Raw genomic sequence first — 21,337 nt, 5'->3', positions numbered from 1 at the left:
CATGGATAAAAAAGGGACGTATCTGACACGGTTGACAGACTGGTTCTCCTCTGGAGAGATTGCCCATGCCGGGCGGTGGCTTTTTCGCTTTGTTCTCATTGGGATCATTGCCGGACTTGGCTCGATTTTGTTCCATTATCTCTGCGAGCTGGGCGTGCATTTTTTTCTGGATGCCCTGGCCGGATATCGTCCGGGTACCCCGGCGGGGGAACATCACCTGTTTTCTCCCACAGATACCCCTTTTAATCGATGGATTCTTTTATTTCTTCCTGCGGCAGGGGGCCTTATCAGTGGCTGGCTGGTGTACACCTTTGCCCCGGAGGCGGAAGGGCACGGCACAGATGCAGCCATTGAGGCGTATCACCAGAAGGGCGGTTATATCCGTGGCAGGGTGCCCATCATCAAGACCATTACCTCTGCCATCACCTTAACCACCGGGGGGTCCGGCGGAAGAGAAGGCCCCATTGCACAGATTGGTGCCGGATTTGGTTCTTTTCTGGCCACAAAAATGAATTTGTCCGACCGGGAGCGCCGTATCATGATGGCCGCCGGGGTGGGGGCGGGTGTGGGAAGTATTTTCCGGGCCCCCCTGGCCGGGGCATTGTTTGCCGCAGAGGTGCTGTACCGGGATCCGGAATTTGAATCTGATGTGATTATTCCCGCAGGTATTTCCTCTGTGGTGGCCTATTGCATATTTTGCCTGGTGTTTGGCTGGGGATCGCTGTTTGATTCCCCGGGTTTTAAATTTCAAAATCCCCTGGAACTTGGACCCTATGTGGTACTGGCTGTGGTCCTTGTTCTCACGTCCATTTTCTATGTCAAGACCTTTTATGGGGTCACCCGTCTTTTCCGGCGATTTCGCATTCCCAATCACATTAAGCCCGCCATTGGCGGCCTCATAACCGGTATCATCGGTTTTTTTCTTCCCTATACCCTGGCCTTTGGATATGGGCTTGCCCAGAAGGCCATCTTTAATGAAGTCTCCATTTCCATTTTGTTTGCCCTGGCCGTGGGTAAGATTTTGACCACTTCTTTTTCCATCGGTTCCGGTGGCAGCGGGGGGGTGTTTGGTCCATCGGTTGTCATTGGCGGTGCCATGGGCGGAGTGGTGGGGAAATTGTTTCACATGATCATTCCAGGGGTGGTGACAGCGCCTGGAACCTTTGTGATTGTGGGAATGGCAGGCTTTTTCACCGCCGTGTCCAATACGCCCATTTCCACCATTATTTTTGTCAGTGAAATGACCAACTCCTACCACTTGCTGCTGCCAAGTCTTTTGGTTTGCTCCATCTGCTATCTCATTGCCCAGCGCTGGACCATCTATGAAAAGCAGGTGAAAAACCGGGTGGATTCACCGGCCCATGCCGGGGAGTTCATGATGGATATTCTCCAGACCATGAAGGTGGGCGATCTCATGCATCTGGTGAAAAATGTTTCCCATGTCCGCGAAGACATGGCCTTTTCTCAATTTAAAAAGATCTTTTCCGCCACTAAACAGCATTATTTTCCGGTGATGAACCGTGAGAACCGTTTTTGCGGTATCTTTTCCAGCACTGATATCCGGGAGGTGATTTTCACCATCCATCTGGAGGATCTGGTGGTGATGCGTGATATCATGGTGTCTGACATCATTGTCACCACTCCTTTGGAGGATCTTAACACCGTGCTTTTAAAATTGACCCGGAAAAACATTGATGCCCTGCCTGTGGTGGAGGTGGATGACCATGGTGTGTTTGTGGGGCTTTTATACCGCCGGGACGTGATCAATCACTACAATCGGGTGGTTCAAAAAATGCGGGAACCAAAGGATAGTCCACCCTCATGAGAAAAAGTCCCCGGGCCGGCGCTGTTGCTGCGGCCCTTTGTCGATCCCGGGCCAGTAAAATGGTGTGAAACTCCTTTGGTGTCAGTTTTGACAGTCCGGCCTGGACCAGGGTCCCCACGATATTTCTCACCATGAATCTTAGAAAACCATTTCCTTTTACCTTAAAAACAAGCCTTTCCATGTTCTGATTTTCCAGGGGTTCCACCACTGCATCATAGATATGTCTGACCGTGTGGGATCTGGGGCTTCCTGCCCCTTCAAAGGATTTAAAATCATGTTCACCCCGGATCAGGCTGCAGCAGTGGTTCATGGCAGTTACGTCCAGGGGAAGGGGGATGTGCCATCGGTAGTTTCTGCCCACGGCACAGGGTTCCGGGCGGTTCAATATATGGTAATGATATTCCTTGGATATGGCATGGTATCTGGCATGGAAATGGTCCGGCACCTCCTCAATTTCCCGGATGACTATGGGGCCCTTGAGCATACTGTTCATTCCCCGCTTCAAGGGGGGGCAGGTCATGGACGTTGCGGCATGAAAATTGGCGGTTTGTCCCATGGCATGGACCCCGGCATCGGTGCGGCCCGATCCTGTGAGGGTGACGGGTTGGTTTAAAATGATGGAAAGAACTTTTTCTATTTCCCCCTGGATGGTTGATTGCCGGGGTTGGATCTGCCATCCTGCATAGGGGGTACCGTCATATTCAATGGTGATTTTGAAATTTTTCCGGGAGTGTGTCATGGGATTTTGATGTAATGCTGTTTGTGCCAACAGCCCGGCATGGAAGGATTATAGTCTGTTGCAGGGCACATTGGCCAGCATGGCTTCAAAATAGTCATCCATGAGCGTTTTATATTTTTCCTGGGGATACTCTTTGCCGCAGGACCTGCAGCATAAATAAACCCGTGTTCAGGTGCGTCTCAAGATCAGTCCACCGTCGCAATGGGGGCAGTTCACTGTAAAATGTTCCATATTTCCATATTTCCTTATGGCTGTTTTTCTGTTAAAAGGGGTCTAAAATTACCATGGGCTGAATAAACAGACTCACCGAATTACGATAATACGCCGTCCATAAAAGTCAAACAGGGGGATTAAAATACAATGAAGGGATTTCAATTTAACGGTATTGCTGCGGGCATAAAAACCAACGGAAACAAGGATCTTGGCATCATTTATTCACAAAGGCCTGCTTCTGCTGCGGCACTTTTTACCACCAACAAGGTGGTGGCAGCGCCGGTGATTCTGGGACGGGAGCGCATTGTTCCCGGTATTTGTCAGGCGGTGGTGGTAAATTCGGGCAATGCCAACTGCTTCACCGGAGAGCAGGGATATAAAGATGCGGTGGAAACCGCCTGTGTGGCTGCAGAAGCACTCAATATTCCCGAGGACCTGGTGCTGGTATCTTCCACCGGAGTAATTGGTGCCCCCCTTCCCATGGAAAAAATACACACGGGAATCCCCCTTGTGGTGGGGGACATGGCATGGGACAAGGCCGATGATTTTGCCCAGGCCATTCTCACCACAGATCTTGCAAAAAAAATAGTGAGTAAAACCTGCACCGTCAAAGGTAAAACTTTTTCCGTGTGCGGTTTTGCCAAGGGATCGGGCATGATCCGCCCCAACATGGCAACCATGTTGGCCTTTGTGTGCACTGATCTGGATATCTCTTCCACCCTTTTAAAAACCGCCCTTCAAAAGGCGTGTGATACCTCTTTTAACCGTATTTCCGTGGATGGGGATACCAGCACCAATGACATGGTCATTGCCATGGCCAACGGTATGTCCGGGGCGGTTCTGGAGGATAGTGATGATGCCCTGGAGTTTCAGCAGGTGATGGATGAAATTTTGCTTGAGCTTTCAAAAATGATTGTCCGGGACGGTGAAGGGGCCACCAAGATTGCCCGCATTACGGTCCGGGGAGCGGCTTCTGCCCATGACGCATTCTTAGCAGCCGAGGCCATTGCCCATTCCAATCTTGTGAAGACCGCCCTTTACGGTGAAGACCCCAACTGGGGACGCATCACCGCAGCTGCCGGCCGTTCCGGGGCCATGGTGGACCCTGATAAGATGGATCTATATTTTGGGGAGGTTGCCTTGGTAATGAAGGGGGAGTGGCAGGGCGTGGATGCTGAAAAAGAGGCGGCCCGGGAAATGAAAGCCGATGAACTTGAGATCATTCTGGATCTTAATCTGGGAGATCACAGTGATTTTTTCATGTTTTGTGATTTTTCTGAAAACTACGTTAAGATCAATGCGGACTATCGTTCATGATGAGGCTTCAGAAATTTTTGTCCCAGGCCGGGGTTTGTTCCCGGCGACAGGGGGAGGTTTTTATCTCCCAGGGCCGGGTAACGGTCAATGGAATTGTGGTGACAACCCCGGGAACCAAGGTGGTGCCGGGGGTGGACCTTGTCTCTTTTGATGGAACGGCCGTGGAGATGGCACAGGATAAAGCCTTGACTTATATTGCCTTGAATAAGCCTGTGGGGGTGGTCTCCTCCTGTGTCCGCCAGGGCAGGGAATCCATTATCCTTGATCTGGTCAATGTTCCCCAGCGCATTTATCCTGTGGGACGCCTGGATAAGGATTCCTGCGGACTGCTTCTTCTCACCGATGATGGTGAACTCCATAACCGATTGTCCCATCCCTCATTTAACCATGAAAAGGAGTATGCTGTCACAACGGTTAAACCTGTGAGCCGGGGGGCCCTGGAAAAAATGGCCCGGGGCATTGTCCTTGATGGAAAAAGAACCAGAAAGGCCAGGGTGTGGCGCACCGGTTCCCACGATTTTGGCATTGTGCTAAAGCAGGGTCTTAATCGACAGATCCGGCGCATGGTGACTAAAACCGGCAATGGGGTGAGCCACCTTAAACGGGTGCGCATGGGCCGGGTGACATTGGGGAATCTTGACCTTGGCAAATGGCGCCATCTGACCCCGGGGGAGGTTAAATCCCTTCAATCCTCCCCGGGGAAATCCCATACCTGAAATACCATCCCCGACGATTGAGTTTCTCCCAACGTTGGAGGGATCGCAGTCCCCATGGATTACAGGGCCTGTATGCCAATGGCTTTTTTAATTTTATCCAGCATGGGTACAGAATATTCCCGGGCACGGATGGCACCCTTTTTCAGCACGGCATCAATGTCTCCCGGGGATTTAATCAGTTCGTTGTACATCTCTCTTGGGCCTTTTAACACTTCGTTGAGGTATTCAAACAGTTCCTGTTTCATGGTACCCCAGCCGATACCTTCCCGGTACCTGGCTGCCATGGCCGCAGTTTCTTCCCGGGTGGCAAAGGCTTTATAAATGGCAAACAGGGTACAGGTCTCCGGGTCCTTTGGTTCTTCCGGTGCAAGGGAGTTGGTTTTGATCTTCATGATCAGTTTTCTTAATTTTTTTTCCGTTTCAAACAAGGGGATGGTGTTGTTATAGCTTTTACTCATCTTTCTGCCGTCAAGACCGGCCAGTACAGCGGTGGTTTCATCCACCACAGCCTCGGGCAGGATAAAGTGCTCCCCAAACTGGTGGTTGAACCGTCCGGCAATGTCCCGGGTCATCTCCAGGTGCTGGATCTGATCCCGACCCACAGGCACTTTCCGGGCATTGAACATGAGGATATCTGCTGCCATGAGAATGGGATAGCTGAAAAGGCCCATGGTGATCTCTTTGTCCAGATCCTTTCGGCCGGCCGCTTCATTGTCTGCCACGGCTGCCTTGTATGCATGGGCACGGTTCATGAGGCCCTTGGCGGTCATGCAGGTGAGAATCCAGGTCAGTTCCGGAATTTCAGGAATATCTGTCTGTCGATAAAAAATGGAGGTGTCAGTGTCAAGTCCCAGGGCAATCCAGGTGGCTGCCACCTCCAGGGCGGATTGCCGGATGCGTGCCGGATCCTGGCACTTGATAATGGCGTGGTAGTCGGCAAGGAAGTAATAGCATTGGCGGTTGGCTTCCCGGCTGGACTCAATGGCGGGGCGGATGGCCCCCACGTAGTTACCCAGATGGGGGGTTCCGGTGGTGGTAATACCGGTGAGATGGTCTGCATTTTTCATGGATATCTGTTTCCGTTTTTTTTATATGAAACCCCGTCCAAAAGTCTGGAATTATGAGGGTTTCAATTTTCGTTGTAGCCGGTTTTTACAGCCGTGCATGTGAAAAACTTCACCATCGACTATCAGAAACAGGGCGGTTAATCAACTGATTTGTCCATGGAATCTGGATTCACGGGCATGTGGTGTTTTTGAACAAATGCAATTTCTTCTTTTTTATTTTTCAGCTTTCCATCCAGCTTTGCATCCAGCACAGATTGAAGGATGGCTTGAAAGGTCCGCCCCGGCTTAAGATTCAATGCAATGAGGTCCCGGCCCTGGATGGTGGGCTTTATATCTTTGAGCCGGGTGTAATAAAAAGAGACCGCTTTTCTCACCCGGTCAATCCGGGTGCATGCCATGATGTAGAGCAGATGCTCGGGTTTGAAAATATTGAGCAATGCATAGAGTCCGCTGTTGGTGGGGGGAAATCGTCTCTCCAGTATGTACAACCGTTCTTCAGCCTTGAGTCGATCCCTTAAAATCAGCTTTGTCTGGGAAGGAGACAATCTCAGATGACTGCAAATCTCCTTTACCACCTGATATGGACATTTTTTAAGGATCACCATGAAGTAGATGGACCAGTTCATACATGGTGTGTTCAAATAAAGAAGATCATGCCATGACACGGCCTTTTGGGCAGCGCCAAGGGTTTCTATGATGCTGTCATCCATGATCAGATCTGGATGAATCACTTTTTCCAGGTGGTAGTTTCTCAGACTTTCAATGGCGGGGATGGGGTTTTCTTCCTCAAGGATCTGTTTCAGCTCTGAAAAGAGCCGCCTTCCACTGAGTTTTCTGAAAAAATCAAATTTTACGGCATTGCGGATGAGGCTCAGGGTGAGTTTCCCAATGGTGAAATCAAAGCGGTTGGCAAATTTAATGGCCCTGAATACCCGGGTGGGGTCCTCCACAAAGCTTAAATTATGCAGGGTTCGGATGGTTTTGTCCTTAAGATCCCGCTGGGCACCGAAAAAATCAATGAGGGTGCCGAAATTTTTTTTGTTGAGTCCCACGGCAAGGGTGTTGATGGTGAAATCCCGGCGGAAGAGGTCCCGCTGGATGGAACTCATTTCCACAGTGGGCAGTGCCGCAGGTGCCGTGTAATATTCCATTCGGGCAGATGCCACATCAATTTTAAAACCGTTGGGAAGCACCATGACCGCTGTGCAAAATTCCCGGTGGGTGTTGCATCGTCCACCTTTTTTAAGTATAAAGCGCCTCGCAAAGTCAATACCGTCCCCCTCCACCACCACATCAATGTCATCGCTTTTACGGCAAAGCAGCAGATCCCGTACAAATCCCCCCACCACAAACAGATTGACCCCCAATTCATCGCCGGCCCGGCCGATTTCCCGGAGCAGGTCTGCCATGGCCGGAGTCAGTCGTTCTGTGATGAGGTGGCCGATATTTCGCTGTTTGGCGTGCTGTGGGGTGATGTTTTGACCATGGTGTGAACCCGTGCCATTTTTGTTGCGGTGCACCAGATAATTTAAAAGATCGGTGCGTGTGATGACGCCGATGACCCTGGAATCTGCCTTTACAGGTAAAAGCCGCTGTTTTTCTCCCATGATGCGGGATTCAATTTCCATGAGTCCGGCATTCTGGGAAATGGTTGTAATTTCCGTTGACATATATTCACTGACGGGGAGATGACCCAGCTGGTGATAGCCTGTTTTTTCAATGACATGACGGGTGATGTATCCCGTGATTTCATGGGGATCATCCGATGAAACCAAAAGCGCATTGACATTGCAGCGGGTCATCATCATGCCTGCATCACGGCAGGTGACACTTTCCTTGATGGTGAAAGCCGGTGTGGACATCAACTCCTGGGCAATGCGGGTGGGCATCACATGGCTTTTCAACAGTTCAATGAGTTCTTGTTCCACCTGGGCCAATGTTTTTCCGGGTATTCCGGCAGAGGCGGCACTGGCATGACCGCCACCGCCCAAGGCAGATAAAATTTCCCCCACATTTACTTCAATGATGCGGCTTCTGGCAATGACATTTACCTTGGCTTCCATGAGGACAATGGCAAAGAAAACATCCAGATTGTCAATTTTCATCACCATTTGTACAATGGCGGCAAGGTCGGGTATGTATTCTGGAGAGGATATGGTGGAAATATGAATTTCCACCCCGTTAATGGTGTGGGAAACTTTTTCATTGATCAGTTCATTGAGCCAGGCCACCTGGTCCGTGCGGATTTCTTTGGAAATAAAATCGGAGATGGTGTTGAGGTTGGCCCCGCAGGAGAGGAGAAACGCGGTTGCCTGTAGATCTGCTTCGGTGGTGGAAGTATAGGTGAATGAGCCTGTGTCTTCATAGATGCCAAGGGCCATGACCGTGGCTTCCTCTGGAGAAATAGCAATGGATTTTTCCCGGATCAGCTGTGTCAATATGGTGACCGTGGCACCGGTGGGCTGGACAACGCTGATATCTGCCTTGATATCCCCTTCCTTATCCGGGTGATGATCATAGATATGGATTTCCAGTTCCTCTTTTTCCAGGAGCTTGGCAACGGCGGGAATGCGAAGGGGCCGGCGGGTATCCACAACGATCAATTTCCGGATGAGGGAAAAGTCTATGTTTTTTGGATTTTCCATGTTAAAAAGGTAGCTCATGGTGCTGACAAAAAAATCCCTGAGATTTTTTTCCTGGGATCCCGGGAAAATGACCACCGCTTCCGGATATAGTTTTTGGGCTGCCAGCATACTGGAGATGGCGTCAAAGTCTGCATTGATATGGCTGGTAATGATGGCTTCCGGCTGGATTTTTTTTTCTTTTTTCAATCAGTCCATGCTCCTGGCAATGACAAAGGGAAATTTAATTGTAATTTTAAGATCCATTTTGTTGGCGTCGGTTCCCAATGTGGCTGATCTGGAGTGGGGCTTGACGCCAATGCCCATGAATACTCCATGATTGTGTGCTTCTTATCATTTATAATCGGGAAAACCAAGGAGATCCTTACCCCACCACGAAATGCGAACACCGAAAGTTAAGTTATTAATATGCGGTGCAGTCCCGATTAGGCAGATGTGGGGCGTTGGTCATACTGCTGCAGTACCAAATCGAACATTCACCCTGTGGAATAATTATTTTATAACTGCCACGGGCGGGCCGTATTTTGATCCGGCTCTGCCCACAACAAAGCTTGAAATACATCCCCGGTTTGCGGAGTATTTCATATAAAAATATCAAAGGAGATATGGAAACAGCATGATTGTTTATCTCTGGAAGGGTAAAAATCCAAAAAACAGAACCATTAAAGGGGAGATGGAAGCAAAAAGTGTTGAGGAGGTTCGTGCAAACCTTTTGCGCAGAAAAATAACCGCCACCTCCATCAAGAAAAAACCCAAGGATTTGTTTGAAAATATTGAGTTTTTGCAGCCCAAGGTGACAGATAAAGATGTGATTATTTTTTCACGGCAGTTTTCCACCATGATTGATGCAGGGCTTCCCCTTCTTCAATGCCTTGATATCCTCCAGACCCAGCAGGAAAACCCCACTTTTAAAAGAATATTAAAAGAGATTAAAACCTCCGTTGAAACAGGTGAAACTTTTGCCGATTCCCTTGGTAAATTTCCCAAGGTGTTCAATGAGCTATATGTTAACATGGTGGCCGCCGGTGAGGCCGGCGGTATTCTGGATATTATTCTTAGAAGGCTGTCCGCCTACATGGAAAAAATGGCAAAATTAAAAAAACAGGTAAAGGGTGCCATGACCTATCCCGGTATCACCATGGCTGTGGCCGTGGTGGTGGTGGGAATTATTCTTGTGTTTGTCATCCCTGTTTTTTCCCAGATGTTTGAAGGGTTTGGGTCTGCCCTTCCGGCCCCCACTCTTATGGTGGTGGGATTGAGTGAATTTGTCATCGCGCGGATCTGGTATATACTGGGAGGCATTTTTTTTACCATGTTTGCCATTAAAAGAATTTATGCCACCCAAAAGGGGCAGATCCTCATGGATGATCTTTTTTTAAAACTGCCTGTGTTTGGCCTTCTCATCCGCAAGGTGGCAGTGGCCAAATTTACACGGACCATGGGGACCATGATGTCAAGTGGGGTGTCAATACTTGAAGCCCTTGAAATTGTCGCCAAGACAGCGGGTAACAAAACAGTTGAATTTGCCGTTCTGGACGTTAAATCGGGTATTTCCGAAGGGCGATCCATGGCAGATCCTTTGCTTGAAAGCGGGGTGTTTCCCTCCATGGTTTGTTCCATGATTGCCGTGGGGGAATCCACCGGTGCTCTGGATACCATGCTGGAGAAAATTGCAGATTTTTATGATGATGAGGTGGACCAGGCCGTGAGCAATCTCACAGATATGATCGAGCCCTTTCTCATGGTTTTTCTGGGGGTGGTCATTGGTGGGCTGGTCATTGCCATGTATCTTCCCATTTTTAAAATGGCTGCAGCCATCGGGTAAGATTTCATGGAAATTCACCCTCCAGGCCCGGATGATTTAAAGGGGCGGATAAAGTGGCTCATTGCTTTCCGGCTGGTATTTGCCGGGGTGCTTCTGGGGGCCACTCTAATTTTTTGTGCCAGTGAATCCATCCCTTTCACGGCCCGGCCCTTTATTTTTTTAGTTGGTATTTCCCTGGTGCTTTTTTTTCTTTCTGTGCTTTATTTTTTATTGTTGAATATCTGGGGTGAGACCCGCGGGTTTGTCTATGGGCAGGTTTTTCTTGATACGGTGACGGTGACCGTTATACTGTTTTTAACCGGTGGGTTTGCCAGTGTGTTCACCTTTCTTTACCTGCTGGTCATCATCGGGGTGAGCATGATTCTCCATCGGGCAGGCAGTCTGGTGGTGGCCGCCTTGAGCAGTGTACAGTATGGATTGATGATAGATCTGGAGTATTATGGGGTATTGGTCCCCTTGGGTACCACAGGGGATCTTGCATCGGCCTATGCCTGGACCCATATCATATACCGCATGGTCATTATCATGTCTGCCTGTTTTGCCGTGGCCTTTCTCACGGGGATACTGGCGGTTCAAACCCGGCGGGCCCGGCATGATCTGGCTGTGATGGAAAGACATCTTAAGCGGGTGGAAAAAATGGCGGCCATTGGAGAATTGGCTGCCGGCATTGCCCATGAAATTAAAAATCCCCTGGCATCCATTTCCGGCTCCATTCAATTGCTAAGGGAAGATCTTTCCCCGGGAATGCCCAATTATCAACTCATGCAGATTGTGCTGCGGGAAACAGATCGATTGAGTAAACTGGTGACCGATTTTCTACTTTTTGCCAATCCCCATCACATGGGGGCAAAACGGATTTTTTTGGATAGAGCCATTATTGACACTGTGGCATTGTTTCGTCAAGATCCTGTGTGTGGTGATGGTATTGTGTTTGATATGAATGTGGCCCGTGATGTGCACATCCATATGGATGCGGGGCATCTGCGTCAGGTTTTGTTTAATCTTTTAAAAAATGCCGCTGAATCCATGGATGGCGGCGGGACTATTGCCATTGATCTTTCAGTGCCGCTCCAGGGAAAGGTAAAACTTTGCATCAAGGATGACGGGTGTGGCATTGAACCTGAGGTGCTTTCCATGATGTTTGATCCTTTTTATACTACCAAAAACAATGGCACCGGGCTTGGTCTTGCCATTACCCACAGAATCATGGAGAGCTATGGAGGAATGGTGGATGTCACCAGCGTACCCGGGGAAGGAACCTCCTTTGTTCTAATTTTCAGGTTGAAGCGTCCCAAACAAAATCTTGACACTGTATTGTAAAATGGAGTAAATAATGAAGATTTTTCACAGTTAACCTATTATGAATTGAAGATGGGAAATATAATACAACATGGAAGAATCAAGTACACTGCTCAAGGTAAGAAAAGAGAAAAATCAGGAGCTGGCAGATGCCGGGATTCCTTTATATCCCAATGATTTCAGGGTTTCTGATACCATTGAGGCCCTCAAGGCTATAACAGAAACCGCACCGGAAACACTGGGTGAAGATGGCCGACAGTTTGCCGTGGCCGGGCGAATGATGGCGGTGAACAGTTTTGGAAAATCAGCATTTATCCGCTTTAAAGACAGAACCGGCCAGCTCCAGGCCTATGTTCAGAAAAATAAAGTTGGGAATGATACATATTCTTTGTTTAAAAAACTGGACATCGGTGATTTTGTGGGACTTAAAGGCGTTCTTTTCCAGACCCGAACCGGGGAATGGACCCTGCTTGCCCAGGAACTTCGACTGTTGTCAAAATCTGTTCGCCCCCTTCCTGAAAAATTCCACGGCATTAAAGATCCTGAAAAACGCTATCGCCAGCGTTATCTTGATCTGATTATGAACAATGAAGCCAGGGATATTTTTGTAAAGCGCAGTAAAACCGTGAGTATCATGCGTCGATTTTTTGAAAAAAGGGATTTCATGGAAGTGGAAACCCCCATGATGCAACCCCTTCCCGGCGGTGCGGAAGCCACCCCTTTTAAGACCTGGCACAACGCCCTTGGCATGGAACTTTACCTTCGCATCGCCCCGGAGCTTTATTTGAAACGGCTGGTGGTGGGGGGCTTTGAAAAGGTTTTTGAGATTAATCGTAATTTTCGCAATGAAGGCGTTTCCACCCGGCACAACCCCGAATTCACCATGGTGGAATTTTACCAGGCCTATGCCAATTATGAAGACCTGATGGATCTCACCGAAGAGATGTTCAGTCACATTGCAAGGGAAGTCACCGGCTCTGACACCATTACCTACCAGGGGGAAACCATTACCTTTGGCGGCAAGTGGAAACGGATCAGCATGATGGATTCCCTGGTGGAAATCGGCGGGCTTGACCGAGCCATTCTTGATGATCCCCAGGCCATGCTGACCTATGCGGAAGAAAACGGTATCAAGGTGACAAAGAAAGAACGTACCGGTAAGATTTTAACCAAACTTTTTGATACCCTGGTGGAGCCCAAACTCATTCAACCCACCTTTATCACCGGATATCCCGTGGAGGTTTCTCCCTTGTCCAGGAAAAGTGAAATTGATCCGGAACTCACCGATCGATTTGAGTTGTTCATTGCGGGCAGGGAAATTGCTAACGGCTTTTCCGAGATCAATGACCCTGTTGATCAATATGAACGTTTTCTGGGGCAGGTATCCCAGCGGGAAGACGGAGACAGTGAAGCCCACATCATGGATGCCGATTATGTGGAGGCCCTGGAGTACGGGATGCCCCCCACAGCGGGGCAGGGCATCGGCATTGACCGCCTGGTGATGCTCCTGACCGATTCTCCTTCCATCCGTGAGGTGATTTTGTTCCCCCACATGAAAAAGAACGCCTGATCCATAATGTCCCTTGAAACCTTTATCGCCAGGCGGTATCTCAAAGCAAAACGCAAGGAAGGTTTTATCTCCTTGATCACCCTTTTGTCCATTGCCGGGGTCACCCTTGGTGTGATGGCTCTGGTTATTGTCATTGCGGTGATGAGTGGCGCAGAGACTGAGTTTCGTAACCGGATACTGGGGGTGGAGCCCCATCTCCTTGTCATGGATGCCTCGGGTCAATACCGGGGAATTGATGACATTGAAAAAAGTATCCGGGGCACCCAAGGCGTGACATCGGTGTCGTCCATGGTGTTTACCCAGACCATGATTAAAACATCTGTGGGGCTTTCCGGTGCCGTGATCCGGGGTGTTGACCCCCATGGTCAGGTGAGCCCCATCAAGGGATATTCCCGGGCACAGATGGAAAACAGGCTCACGGTGTCCCAGCCCAATGGGGTGTTGCCGGGCATTGTAGTGGGCCGGGAACTGGCAAAAAACATTGGCACATCTGTGGGGGATACTCTGATTCTGATGTCTCCGGGGGGGATGATATCTCCTGTGGGATATATGCCTTCTCTTAAACGGTTTCAGGTCACAGGCGTATTTGAATCGGGGATGTATGAATATGACAGCTCCCTTGCCTGGGTTCACCTTGATGAGGCACGTAAGCTTTTGGGCTCAAAAAATCGTATCTCTGCCCTGGGGGTGTGGGTGGCGGATGTGTTTTCCGCAGGGCGCATTAAAGGTGATATTATGAAAAATCTGGGCACATCCTATTATGCCCGGGACTGGATGGAGATGAACCAGAGCCTTTTTTCTGCCCTTAAACTTGAAAAAACCGCCATGTTCATTATTTTGACCCTCATTGTTCTTGTGGCGGCATTTAACATCACCAGTGCATTGATTATGATGGTCATGGAGAAGACCCGGGACATTGCCATTTTAAAAGCAATGGGAGCCACCAGTGCCATGATTCGGAAAATATTTATTTTCCAGGGAATGATCGTAGGAGTAACCGGCACAGCCCTTGGCACCTTTCTGGGGGTTTTTATCTGTGTGGTGCTGAAAAAATATCAATTTATAACCCTGCCCTCGGCCTATCCTTTTTCCACCCTGCCCGTACAGCTGGAGTACCTTGATGTGATGATGATCGCCATCTCCTCCATGCTGCTGTGTCTGCTTTCCACCCTGTACCCCTGCCGCAGGGCAGCGGCCATGGACCCTGTGGAGGCCCTTCGATATGGGTGAGATCAAGGACAATATCCTGGTTTCCCTTCAAGGGATGTCAAAGGCATTTAAAACCGCCGATGCCACCATTGATATTTTAAAGGATGTTGATTTTGACATCTGCCAGGGGGAGAGTATGGCCGTTGTGGGGGCTTCCGGAATCGGAAAATCCACCTTGCTTCACCTTGTGGGGACCCTTGATCGCCCTGACACCGGCAGTATCCGTTTTTGGGGGAACGATGTATTGACACTGGATGAAAGAGCCCTTGCCAGGTTTCGAAATCGAACCATTGGTTTTGTTTTCCAGTTCCACCATTTACTCCAGGGGTTTACAACCTTGGAAAATGTGATGATTCCCTGCCTCATTGACGAAAAATCTTCTGAAAAAGCCACTTCCATGGCCACGGAGATGTTAGATCGGGTGGGGTTGGGCCATCGCCTGGCCCATCGGGTGGAGGATTTGTCCGGAGGAGAACAGCAACGGGTGGCCATTGCCCGGGCACTGGTGACAAGCCCTTCTCTTCTGCTGGCAGACGAACCCACCGGAAACCTGGATAAAAAAAACTCAAGGGCGGTGCATCAACTGCTTCTGGAGTTAAATAAAGAGCTTGGCATGACCCTGATTGTTGTCACCCACAATCCGGAACTTGCAGATATAATGCAACGGCAGGTGACACTGCGGCAGTGCCGGGTGGTGCCTGCCTGAAAAAAATATTGTGACAGTGACCGGGATCGGAGTATTTCATATAAACCGCCACGGGCGGACCGTATTCTGGCCTCGTTCCGCCCACAACAAAGGTAGAAATATTCCCCGGGTTTGCGGGGTATTTCATATAACTGCCATGAGCAGACCTTATTCTGCCCCGGTTCTGCCCACAACAAAGCTTGAAATACACCCCTCATTTACGGAGTATTTCATATAAAAAAAAAGAATGGATGTGACATCATGAAGACATGGATATCAAAAGCGGTCGTTGGGATGATATTGATTGCAGTGGCACTGTTACCGGTCAATACCATGGGGGCTGAAAAAAAGAGTGTCGGAATGTTTCCCTTGAAAATGCTGGCAGCCGGGGATACCGGTCCGCTTGGACACCGTATTTTTTCAATGATTTCAGACAATCTCATTGCTGAAGGAGCCATGGTGACTTCCATGGAGCTCCAGGATGATGTGACTTTGATGGCACTTTCTTCCCTGCAAGCCATGGGCGTCAGCCATGGAATGGATTATCTGTTGTGGGGAACGGTGTTTATTGCCGGTGAAAAAATAAGCATGGATATGAAGGTAAAGGATATCATTGCCGGTACCGACCCTGTGCCTTTTTTTGCCGAAGCCCAGGGGGTGGAAAATCTTTTTTCCGCTGTAAATGCATTGAGCACTGAAATTTCCGGGGAGATTTTTAACCGAAAGCTCATTGAGAAAATCAGTGTCAAAGGCAATATTCGCATAGAATCAGATGCCATTTTGAAAATGATACACTCTGCCAAAGGGGATATCTACAGCCCGGAACGCCTGAACAGTGATCTTAAGGCCATTTACGGCATGGGGTATTTCAATGACGTCCGCATTGAACGACAGGATTATGACAACGGCCTTGAAATTATCTACTCCGTTGAGGAAAAACCCAGTGTCCGTAAGGTTAAATTCCAGGGAAATAGAATCTATGAGGAGCAGGAGCTTTTTGATGTAATCTCCACCAGCACCGGCTCCATTTTAAATATTTATAAACTAAAGGCTGATGTGGCAGCCATTGAGACTCTGTATACGGATAAAAATTATCACAATTGTGAAATCAAGTATGAGCCAAAGTTGCTTGAAAACAATCAGGCAGATGTCATCTTTACCATCAAAGAGGGAAAGAAACTTCGCATTGAAACCCTGGTGCTGGAAGGGAATGAATTTTTCAGCCGTAAAGAAATTTTAAAGCATATTAAAACCAGTGAAAGGGGCTTCTGGTCCTGGATCACCTCCTCGGGGGATTTGGACAGAAATGAGCTGGGCCAGGATGTGTACCGTATGGAAGCCTTTTATAAAAACAACGGCTTTATCGATGCCCGGGTGTCTGATCCTGAAATTACCTTTGAAAAAGAGGGGATTACAGTTAAATTTAAAATCCAGGAAGGGGCTCAGTTTCACATTGGTGAAGTGGCCTTTAAGGGGGATTTGATTTTTTCCCAGGATGAGCTCGTGGACGGACTTACCCTTGAAACCGATGATTTATATTCCAGGGATACCCTTCGTGCCAACATGCTTTCCCTGGCAGATCGTTATGCAGATAAAGGCTTTGCCAATGCCGATGTCCGCCCCTCCATTGCCAGGGACATTGAAACAAAAAAGGTCAATATCCTTTTTGATATACAAAAAGGAGACCCTGTTTACTTTGAACGGATTCAAATCAGCGGGAATACCAAAACCCGGGATAAGGTGATCCGGCGTCAAATCACTGTCCATGAGCAGGATCTTTACTCTTTGTCAGGAATCCAGAGAAGCACCGCAAATTTAAGACGCATTGATTATTTTGAAAATGTGGAGATTAAACCCACCCGGGGAAGTGCCGAAGACAAGGTAAACCTCAATGTGGATATCACAGAAAAATCAACCGGAGCCTTCAGCTTTGGTGGTGGATACAGCAGTGAAGATAAAATTTTTGGGATGATTTCTGTGTCCGAACGTAATTTTCTGGGCAAGGGGCAGATCACATCCCTGAAGGCTGAAGTGTCTGCTTCTTCCACAAAATATACCTTCAGTTTCACCGAACCCTGGCTGTTTGATATTCCTTTATCTGCGGGAATTGATCTCTATAAATGGGATTATGAGTACGATTATTATGACAAGGAGAGCACCGGAGGGGCATTGCGCTTTGGATACAAAATTTTTGATTACACCTCCCTGGGGATTAAGTACGGATATGAAGATTTTACCATTGAAAATGTGGATGAGGATTACACCGATGTGGATGCCGGTAACTATGTGACCAGCAGTATCACTACTTCCTTGCGCTATGATTCCAGAAACAAGGCCTTTAACCCCACAAAGGGATCAGAACACAGCATTTCCGTTGAATATGCCGGAGACTGGCTTGGGGGAGAAATTGATTTCACAAAGTACATTGTTGAAACCGGCTGGTATTATCCTCTGTTCTGGAAGTTCACCGGATTTCTCCATGGCCGGGGAGGATTTCTGGATGACCGTTCCGATGCTGATATTGACATTGATTATGAACGGTTTTATCTGGGCGGAATCAATTCTGTCCGGGGGTATGACTGGCAGGACATCAATGCCACCCCAAAGGGCGAGACCGAAGAGCGGGGCGGAGAAAAATTTCTTCAGTTCAATGCCGAGGTTACTTTTCCCATCATTGAGGAAATGAAGCTTGTGGGGGTCTTCTTTTACGATGCAGGGGATGTCTATGAAAAAAGTGAGGATATCAAGATAGAAGATCTTTATACCAGTTTTGGCGGGGGGATCAGGTGGTATTCTCCCATGGGACCCATTCGCATTGAATACGGCAGCATTCTCAATGGTAATGAGTACAGTGGGGGACGTTGGGAGTTTTCCATGGGTGGAACTTTTTAAATTTATAACCGAGATGCTTGTTTTTATATGAAATACTCCTCAAATCAGAGGTGTATTTCAAGCTTTGTTGTGGGCAGAGCCGGATCAGAATAGGGCCTGCCCGTGGCGGTTATATGAAATAACAATTTAATAGTGGAGATTTTTTTATATGAAAAAGATCAGTGTAGTGATTTTTATGGCAATGCTTTTTATTGTGGGATCTATTGGTACATCCATGGCTGCCGGAGTGAAAATAGGGGTGGTTAATTTCCAAAAAGTATTGTCCACCTCAAGCCCGGGAAAAATGGCCAGTGCGGAGATGAATAAAAAGGGCAAAGAGATGGAGGCCACTGTAAAGCAGAAGGAAGAAGAACTCATGGCCCTGCAAAAGACCCTTGAGCGGGAGGCCCTGGTCATGGGCAAGGATAAGAGCGAACAGAAACAAAGAGAATTTCGCATTAAGGCCAATGACTATAAAACCCTGAAAGCCGGTTACCTCAAGGAGTTTAAACAGATCCAGGCCCGCCATTTTAATAAAATCAAAACAGAGGTGCTGACCCTTGCAGCAGAATTGGGCAAGAAAAAGGGATATGATCTCATTCTTGAAACCAATGAGGGCGGCGTGATGTATTACAACGATGCCATTGATATTACGGATGAGTTGATAAAGGCGTATAACAAAAAGGCTGCATCTGCAAAATGATGGCCATTTCAGTTCAAAATATCGCTGACAGATTCAATGCCGTTGTGGTGGGGGACCCCACCCGGCTGATACACGCAGTGGCCCCCTTTGACCAGGCAGGTCCCCGGGATCTTGCCTTTGCCGTGGATGCTTCATGGATTAAACAATTGAAAACCGCAGGGGCCGGGGCCGTAATGGTTCCGGAAACCCTTGATATCTCTTTTCTGGAATCAATGGAAGCCACCTTTATTGTGTGTGAGCACCCGAAACAGTTTTTTTTTAAGATGCTTTCATGGTTTTATCCGGAAAAAAGACCGTTATCCGGTTGTTCTTCCCTGGCGGTTACAGGCCAGAATTTTAACTGTGGAAAAGATCCGGTGATATCTTCCCATGTTTTCATCGGTGATGATGTCACCCTGGGACACCGGGTGTGGATCATGCCGGGGGTGTTCATCGGAGATGGGGTGTGCATTGGGGATGATACGGTTATCAAACCCAATGTCACCATCATGGAACGCTCCTGCATTGGCAAAAATGTGCTCATTCATTCCGGCACAGTGATCGGAAGTGACGGGTTTGGATTTACCACGGACGGTCAAGGGCATGAAAAAATTGTCCATGCCGGATTTGTCCAGATTGATGACAATGTGGAGATCGGAGCCTGTAATACCATTGACAGGGGTACCATGGGGCGCACCTGGGTGGGGCAGGGAGTAAAGACAGATAATCAGGTGCACATTGCCCACAATGTCACCATTGGACCCCATACCCTGCTGGTGGCCCAGACAGGTATTGCAGGAAGCAGTACCCTTGGCCGTAATGTCATCATAGCCGGAAAAGCAGGTGTTTCCGGCCATCTTAATGTGGGTGACGGTGCCATTGTGGGGCCAGGTGCCGGTGTAACAAGAGATGTTCCTCCGGGTGAAATTGTGTCCGGCATGCCGGAGATGCCCCACAAAAACTGGTTAAAGGTGGGACGCATTCTTCCCCGTCTCCCTGAAATGAGAAAATTGCTGCTTTCCCTGGAACGAAAAATAAAAGCCATTGAAAAGCGTATTGAAACGGAGTAATTCATGATTCATCCCACGGCCATCATTGATGCCGACGCTGAAATCGGTCCGGATGTGACCATCGGTCCCTATGCCATTGTCAAGGGAAATGTTACCATTGGGGCCGGCACTGAAATCGGTCCCTACACCATCATTGACGAATATGTTCAAGTGGGGCCGGAGTGTCGTATTTTCCAGTATGCCTCCATTGGGGCTGCCCCCCAGGATTTAAAATATCATGGGGAAAAAACCTATCTTAAAATCGGTCGGGGCACCATTATCAGAGAGTTTGCCACCATTAACCGGGGAACCGCCTTTGGCGGGGGCTACACCGAGGTGGGAGAAGAAAATTATTTAATGGCTTATACCCATATCGCCCATGACTGTAAAACCGGAAAACAAGTGATTTTGGCCAATAATGCCACCCTGGCAGGCCACATTGAACTGGGGGATAATGTTACTGTCGGGGGGCTTGTTGCCATCCATCAGTTTGTGAAAATCGGGGACCATGCCTACATTGGCGGTAAATCCGCAGTGGTAAAGGATATCCCCCCCTATGTTATTGCCGCCGGGGATCGGGCCACTCTCCATGGGTTGAATAACGTTGGCCTTAAGCGCAAAGCGTTTTCCAAATCCACCTTGAGAAGTCTGAAAAAAGCCTATCGCATTGTGTTTCGCATTGGTCTCACTGTAAAACAGGCTTCAGAAAGGGTGCGGGCCGAAGTGGAACAGGTGCCGGAGGTGGTTAATTTTATTCAGTTCATTGAAAGTTCCAGCCGGGGTGTGACACGATAAATGGAATCCATCGGTCTCATTGCAGGTGGAGGGCAGTTTCCCATGTTGTTTGCCCGGCGGGCAAAGGAAAAGGGGATTGCTGTGCATGCCGCAGCCTATATAAATGAGGCATCTTTATCCCTTGAGGAGCATGTAGATTCCATTCAATGGCTTCATCTGGGCCAGGTAACCAAGCTATTGAAATTTTTTCAACGCAGGGGGGTTACCCGGGCCGTTATGTTGGGAACTGTAAAAAAAACACGAATATTCACCGATATCAAGCCGGATCTCAAGGCCCTGGCTTTTATTGCCACCATGGGACACACCCACGACGACGGGATCATGAGAGCCTTTGCCGATCTTTTGGGAAAAGAGGGCATCACCATTTGTCCTTCCACCATGCTGCTGCCGGATCTTATTTCGCCCAAAGGATGCTGGACCCGGAAAAAACCGGGACGGGCCGCTAAAAAGGATATTGAGACCGGGTGGCACATTGCAGGGGAAATTGGTCGTCTGGACATTGGGCAATGTGTGGTGGTATCCAACGGCACAGTGCTTGCCGTGGAGGCCGCAGACGGCACAGATGCCACCATTGGCCGGGGAGGTTCTCTAAGCCGGGGGGGGGCTGTGGTGGTGAAACGATGCAAACCCGGGCAGGATTTGAGATTTGATCTTCCTTCGTCCGGGGTTCGAACCATTTTGGCCATGGTGAAGTCCGGTGTTGATGTTTTGGTGCTGGAGGCGGGAAAAAGCCTCTCCTTTGACCGCCGGGAAATGATTGATCTGGCCGATGAAAAAGGCATTTCCATTGTGGCCATGGGTGAAGAGGACTTTTAAACATGATGAATATCCCC

Annotated in this window: 16 protein-coding genes and 1 pseudogene; 13 read left to right on the top strand and 4 right to left on the bottom strand. The window is 48.7% G+C overall.

Annotated elements, in window-relative coordinates:
• Position 1 precedes the first annotated feature (1 nt).
• The gene (locus tag B9A32_RS03525; protein ID WP_084067008.1) at positions 2 to 1,825 is read left to right on the top strand and encodes a chloride channel protein; all 1,824 of its coding nucleotides are present in this window, start codon (positions 2 to 4) and stop codon (positions 1,823 to 1,825) included.
• Here the strand turns inward: B9A32_RS03525 and truA are convergent.
• Complete coding sequence (gene truA, locus B9A32_RS03520) at positions 1,764 to 2,564, bottom strand: tRNA pseudouridine(38-40) synthase TruA (RefSeq protein WP_084067007.1); 801 nt, start codon at positions 2,562 to 2,564, stop codon at positions 1,764 to 1,766. The two genes, B9A32_RS03525 and truA, sit on opposite strands and share 62 nt — an antisense overlap.
• Positions 2,565 to 2,612: 48 nt before the next feature.
• Positions 2,613 to 2,720, bottom strand: a pseudogene (locus B9A32_RS22495) (dual CXXC motif small (seleno)protein); the annotation flags it as partial.
• 204 nt (positions 2,721 to 2,924) lie between these two features.
• Between B9A32_RS22495 and argJ the strand changes: the two are divergent.
• Together argJ and B9A32_RS03510 are read left to right on the top strand one after the other, a co-directional pair.
• Positions 2,925 to 4,094 (top strand): bifunctional glutamate N-acetyltransferase/amino-acid acetyltransferase ArgJ, encoded by a 1,170-nt coding sequence (argJ, locus tag B9A32_RS03515; protein ID WP_084067006.1) that lies wholly within the window; start codon positions 2,925 to 2,927, stop codon positions 4,092 to 4,094.
• Positions 4,091 to 4,810, top strand: a complete 720-nt coding sequence (locus B9A32_RS03510) for a pseudouridine synthase (RefSeq protein WP_332308490.1) — start codon at positions 4,091 to 4,093, stop codon at positions 4,808 to 4,810. The genes argJ and B9A32_RS03510 overlap by 4 nt, the downstream gene beginning before the upstream one ends.
• Before the next feature lie 59 nt (positions 4,811 to 4,869).
• On the opposite strand, the gene B9A32_RS03505 is transcribed toward B9A32_RS03510, so the two are convergent.
• Both B9A32_RS03505 and B9A32_RS03500 read right to left on the bottom strand, forming a co-directional pair.
• A complete protein-coding gene (locus B9A32_RS03505) occupies positions 4,870 to 5,877 on the bottom strand; it encodes a tryptophan--tRNA ligase (protein ID WP_084067005.1) in 1,008 nt (335 codons plus the stop codon).
• A gap of 137 nt (positions 5,878 to 6,014) precedes the next feature.
• On the bottom strand, positions 6,015 to 8,708 hold the full coding sequence (locus B9A32_RS03500) for a CBS domain-containing protein (protein WP_232367026.1): 2,694 nt from the start codon (positions 8,706 to 8,708) through the stop codon (positions 6,015 to 6,017).
• Between the two features lie 427 nt (positions 8,709 to 9,135).
• Here B9A32_RS03500 and B9A32_RS03490 point away from each other — a divergent pair, with 427 nt between their 5' ends.
• The 10 genes from B9A32_RS03490 (at position 9,136) to B9A32_RS03445 (ending at position 21,320) form a co-directional block, all read left to right on the top strand.
• The gene (locus tag B9A32_RS03490; protein WP_084067003.1) at positions 9,136 to 10,344 is read left to right on the top strand and encodes a type II secretion system F family protein; all 1,209 of its coding nucleotides are present in this window, start codon (positions 9,136 to 9,138) and stop codon (positions 10,342 to 10,344) included.
• A 6-nt stretch (positions 10,345 to 10,350) separates the two neighbouring features.
• Positions 10,351 to 11,664, top strand: a complete 1,314-nt coding sequence (locus B9A32_RS03485) for a two-component system sensor histidine kinase NtrB (protein ID WP_084067002.1) — start codon at positions 10,351 to 10,353, stop codon at positions 11,662 to 11,664.
• A gap of 70 nt (positions 11,665 to 11,734) precedes the next feature.
• Positions 11,735 to 13,213, top strand: coding sequence for a lysine--tRNA ligase (lysS, locus tag B9A32_RS03480; protein WP_084067001.1), 1,479 nt, complete (start codon positions 11,735 to 11,737; stop codon positions 13,211 to 13,213).
• A 6-nt stretch (positions 13,214 to 13,219) separates the two neighbouring features.
• Positions 13,220 to 14,443 (top strand): lipoprotein-releasing ABC transporter permease subunit, encoded by a 1,224-nt coding sequence (locus B9A32_RS03475; RefSeq protein WP_084067000.1) that lies wholly within the window; start codon positions 13,220 to 13,222, stop codon positions 14,441 to 14,443.
• Complete coding sequence (locus B9A32_RS03470) at positions 14,436 to 15,128, top strand: ABC transporter ATP-binding protein (protein WP_084066999.1); 693 nt, start codon at positions 14,436 to 14,438, stop codon at positions 15,126 to 15,128. Before B9A32_RS03475 ends, B9A32_RS03470 begins: the two co-directional genes overlap by 8 nt.
• Before the next feature lie 240 nt (positions 15,129 to 15,368).
• Positions 15,369 to 17,999 (top strand): outer membrane protein assembly factor BamA, encoded by a 2,631-nt coding sequence (bamA, locus tag B9A32_RS03465; RefSeq protein ID WP_084066998.1) that lies wholly within the window; start codon positions 15,369 to 15,371, stop codon positions 17,997 to 17,999.
• Positions 18,000 to 18,147: 148 nt separating this feature from the next.
• Positions 18,148 to 18,681: an OmpH/Skp family outer membrane protein gene (locus tag B9A32_RS03460; protein ID WP_084066997.1), complete on the top strand. Its 534-nt coding sequence runs from the start codon at positions 18,148 to 18,150 to the stop codon at positions 18,679 to 18,681.
• Positions 18,678 to 19,730 carry a UDP-3-O-(3-hydroxymyristoyl)glucosamine N-acyltransferase gene (gene lpxD, locus B9A32_RS03455; protein ID WP_232367025.1) on the top strand — a complete coding sequence of 351 codons (1,053 nt, stop codon included), beginning with the start codon at positions 18,678 to 18,680 and terminating at the stop codon, positions 19,728 to 19,730. The genes B9A32_RS03460 and lpxD overlap by 4 nt, the downstream gene beginning before the upstream one ends.
• Before the next feature lie 3 nt (positions 19,731 to 19,733).
• The gene (gene lpxA / locus B9A32_RS03450; protein WP_084066996.1) at positions 19,734 to 20,504 is read left to right on the top strand and encodes an acyl-ACP--UDP-N-acetylglucosamine O-acyltransferase; all 771 of its coding nucleotides are present in this window, start codon (positions 19,734 to 19,736) and stop codon (positions 20,502 to 20,504) included.
• Positions 20,505 to 21,320, top strand: coding sequence for an LpxI family protein (locus tag B9A32_RS03445; protein ID WP_084066995.1), 816 nt, complete (start codon positions 20,505 to 20,507; stop codon positions 21,318 to 21,320).
• Positions 21,321 to 21,337 lie beyond the last annotated feature (17 nt).

Origin of the sequence: Desulfocicer vacuolatum DSM 3385 (genome assembly GCF_900176365.1) — a bacterium.
Lineage (GTDB): Bacteria > Desulfobacterota > Desulfobacteria > Desulfobacterales > Desulfobacteraceae > Desulfocicer > Desulfocicer vacuolatum.
This window is presented reverse-complemented; position numbering and strand designations above follow the sequence as displayed.

Excerpts from the sequence above, each read along its gene's own strand:
- B9A32_RS03525 (WP_084067008.1), top strand. The coding sequence starts at position 2 with ATGGATAAAAAAGGGACGTATCTGACACGGTTGACAGACTGGTTCTCC.
- truA (WP_084067007.1), bottom strand. The coding sequence starts at position 2,564 with ATGACACACTCCCGGAAAAATTTCAAAATCACCATTGAATATGACGGT.
- argJ (WP_084067006.1), top strand. The coding sequence starts at position 2,925 with ATGAAGGGATTTCAATTTAACGGTATTGCTGCGGGCATAAAAACCAAC.
- B9A32_RS03510 (WP_332308490.1), top strand. The coding sequence starts at position 4,091 with ATGATGAGGCTTCAGAAATTTTTGTCCCAGGCCGGGGTTTGTTCCCGG.
- B9A32_RS03505 (WP_084067005.1), bottom strand. The coding sequence starts at position 5,877 with ATGAAAAATGCAGACCATCTCACCGGTATTACCACCACCGGAACCCCC.
- B9A32_RS03490 (WP_084067003.1), top strand. The coding sequence starts at position 9,136 with ATGATTGTTTATCTCTGGAAGGGTAAAAATCCAAAAAACAGAACCATT.
- B9A32_RS03485 (WP_084067002.1), top strand. The coding sequence starts at position 10,351 with ATGGAAATTCACCCTCCAGGCCCGGATGATTTAAAGGGGCGGATAAAG.
- lysS (WP_084067001.1), top strand. The coding sequence starts at position 11,735 with ATGGAAGAATCAAGTACACTGCTCAAGGTAAGAAAAGAGAAAAATCAG.
- B9A32_RS03475 (WP_084067000.1), top strand. The coding sequence starts at position 13,220 with ATGTCCCTTGAAACCTTTATCGCCAGGCGGTATCTCAAAGCAAAACGC.
- B9A32_RS03470 (WP_084066999.1), top strand. The coding sequence starts at position 14,436 with ATGGGTGAGATCAAGGACAATATCCTGGTTTCCCTTCAAGGGATGTCA.
- bamA (WP_084066998.1), top strand. The coding sequence starts at position 15,369 with ATGAAGACATGGATATCAAAAGCGGTCGTTGGGATGATATTGATTGCA.
- B9A32_RS03460 (WP_084066997.1), top strand. The coding sequence starts at position 18,148 with ATGAAAAAGATCAGTGTAGTGATTTTTATGGCAATGCTTTTTATTGTG.
- lpxD (WP_232367025.1), top strand. The coding sequence starts at position 18,678 with ATGATGGCCATTTCAGTTCAAAATATCGCTGACAGATTCAATGCCGTT.
- lpxA (WP_084066996.1), top strand. The coding sequence starts at position 19,734 with ATGATTCATCCCACGGCCATCATTGATGCCGACGCTGAAATCGGTCCG.
- B9A32_RS03445 (WP_084066995.1), top strand. The coding sequence starts at position 20,505 with ATGGAATCCATCGGTCTCATTGCAGGTGGAGGGCAGTTTCCCATGTTG.